This is a genomic window from Candidatus Protochlamydia sp. R18 (assembly GCF_000648255.1).
GTDB classification, from domain to species: Bacteria; Chlamydiota; Chlamydiia; order Chlamydiales; family Parachlamydiaceae; genus Protochlamydia; species Protochlamydia amoebophila.
Genome location: NZ_BASL01000678.1, coordinates 1 through 2,398, shown reverse-complemented (window position 1 = coordinate 2,398; position 2,398 = coordinate 1). Strand labels below are relative to the sequence as shown.

The 2,398-nt window shown below is 30.2% G+C and carries 1 protein-coding gene and 1 pseudogene; both read left to right on the top strand.

Annotation, left to right across the window (positions count from 1 at the left end; all coding sequences use genetic code 11):
• Window positions 1-697 precede the first annotated feature (697 nt).
• Entirely contained in the window at window positions 698-1,828 is a 1,131-nt protein-coding gene (locus TY19_RS05110; RefSeq protein ID WP_052354794.1) for a tetratricopeptide repeat protein, read from the top strand.
• 478 nt (window positions 1,829-2,306) lie between these two features.
• Window positions 2,307-2,398 (top strand): annotated as a pseudogene (locus TY19_RS14105) (IS982-like element ISPasp3 family transposase); the annotation flags it as partial.

Here is a 2,398-nt window from a genome sequence, read left to right as displayed (position 1 = left end):
CCAGTAAATTCCAAACTCTGTCGGATATATCATGTCTTCTGTGCGCTTCCATAAGATGCTCCATTGATGAGCTTAGAAGAGTAGCACATTTAAGCATTTATTTTATTTCTCGTGACTACACTATCTAAAGTTTAAGTTTTTTTGAAATCATTAGAAAAGAATGAAAGTCTTATTAGAATAAGAAAATATTAAAAAATATTTAAAAATTCATTTCATTAATAAAGGAAAATAAATACAAATTTATTTTATTTTAAACAAGTAATATATGTAAATTTTAAATTATTAAAAACAAACTCAACAAATTAAAATATATAAAGATAAAAATTATATAAGCTTATAGGCAGATTTGAAAAAACACATCCTTTAATGCGTAGAATTAGGATTAATTTACCTATATTTTTAAAATTTTATTTTTTTTTAAGCTTCGGGACTTTTTTTCGAAAATATTCGATAAGTTTGGAATTTTTTTGAGAGACGTAAAAAGCAAAAAACATATTTACTCGTTCTCTTCCGCATTTTTACTGAAAATAAATAAAATTGTTTATAAAAATTATTTTAATAATTTATTATTGGTGCACAAATTTTATTGTTTTAATAGTAAATATTTGAATTTTATTGTAAATATTTTCCCAATTAAATTTGAAAATATTATAAAGTTAATTAAATATTATTAATAAACTAAAAAAAAGAGAATTTTATGCAATTAAAATTTATAGATGGCAATGCTCCTAGCAACTACTCTGCCCTTACTTCTAGCATGGATTCAAAATTAAGCCAAAATAAAATAATCAATGGTAAAGCGTACATTCTTTTAGGAAGCTTTGAAAAAATATATCCGCTAGCGCGTAGAATTTGGATTGGAATCCGTGCATTTTGCAATTCTCTATTTTCTTTAAAAGTCGGGCTTTTTTCTGAAAGTGTTCGAGAAGATTGGAAGTCTTTTTGGAGCGGTAAAAAATGTAAAATTATTTACTCTTCTTCTCCCCCATTTTTACCGACTAAAAATTTGGCAGACCAAGGCGATACAAAAGCTCAATACAAACTCGGATTGATGTATGATGAAGGCTGTGGTGTGACACAATCAAAGCAAGAGGCTTTTAAATATTTTAAATTCGCTGCTGATCAAGGCGACGCAACGGCTCAATATAATCTTGGAGCCATGTATGATGAAGGCAGCGGTGTGACACGCTCAGAGCAAGAGGCTTTTAAATATTTTAAACTTGCTGCCAACCAAGGCCATGCAACGGCACAATATAAACTTGGAATCATATATGGCTATGGAAGGTGTGTTACAAATTCAGAGCAAGAGGCTTTTAAATATTACAAACTCGCTGCTGATCAAGGCATTGCAGATGCACAATACAGCCTTGGATTAGCGTATGCTTATGGATGGGGCGTTATGCATTCAGAGCAAGATGCTTTTAAATATTTTAAACTCGCTGCTAATCAAGGCGTTGCAAATGCTCAATATCAACTCGGAGGCACGTATAAAAATGGGCGAGGTGTTAAGCGATCAAAGCAAAAGGCTATTAAATATTACAAACTCGCTGCCGATCAAGGCCATGCAGATGCTCAATATCGACTTGGAGTCATGTATGATAAAGAACAAGATGTTATGCAATCAAAGCAAAAGGCTTTTAAATATTTTAAACTCGCTGCTGATCAAGGCATTGCAGATGCTCAATACTTTGTCGGAATGATGTACCAAAAAGGAAGAGGTGTCTCTCCATCAGGAGAAGAGGCTATTAAATATTACAAACTTGCTGCCAAACAAGGCGATACAATGGCAGCAAGTAAAATTAACTCTATAATCTCTCGACAGAACTAGCTAAATTGATGTAAGATCATCATTTATATTTTAGTAAATTAAAAAAAGTATAGGCAATAAAAATTCATAAGCGACTTTCCCCTAAATCATCTGTTTTTTCTTTTCGGATCTAGGATAGGCCAAATAAAACAATGTTAAAATCTATGTACTCTTAGAAGTTTTGGAGAAAGGGTATTTTTTAAAGCGCAGAATTATGATTTGAAATGCATAAAGCTTTTAAAACTTTATTTTTTTTAGTTTTTAAACTTTTTTATGAGCGTGTCCAAATAATTGGAAGTTTTTTGAAATAATAAAAACTCTAAAAATTATTTAAAATTCCATTTATTAATAAAAGAAAACACAACGAAGATAAATACATTTGAATTTAAATAAATAATGTAAGTTGCAAATAACTAAGTTGAAATAAAATTTAGATGTAAATAAAAAGGCCTCAGATCCTTAAATTGTTTTTGTGCAACAAATAACAAGGATTGAAGCCATGGAAGAACAAATTATAGCACTTTACTGCCTTTTAGACGACTACATCCTTTCGATTGGATACAAAGATTGGCCAAATACAAAACTGTCTAC

Excerpts from the sequence above, each read along its gene's own strand:
- TY19_RS05110 (WP_052354794.1), top strand. The coding sequence starts at position 698 with ATGCAATTAAAATTTATAGATGGCAATGCTCCTAGCAACTACTCTGCC.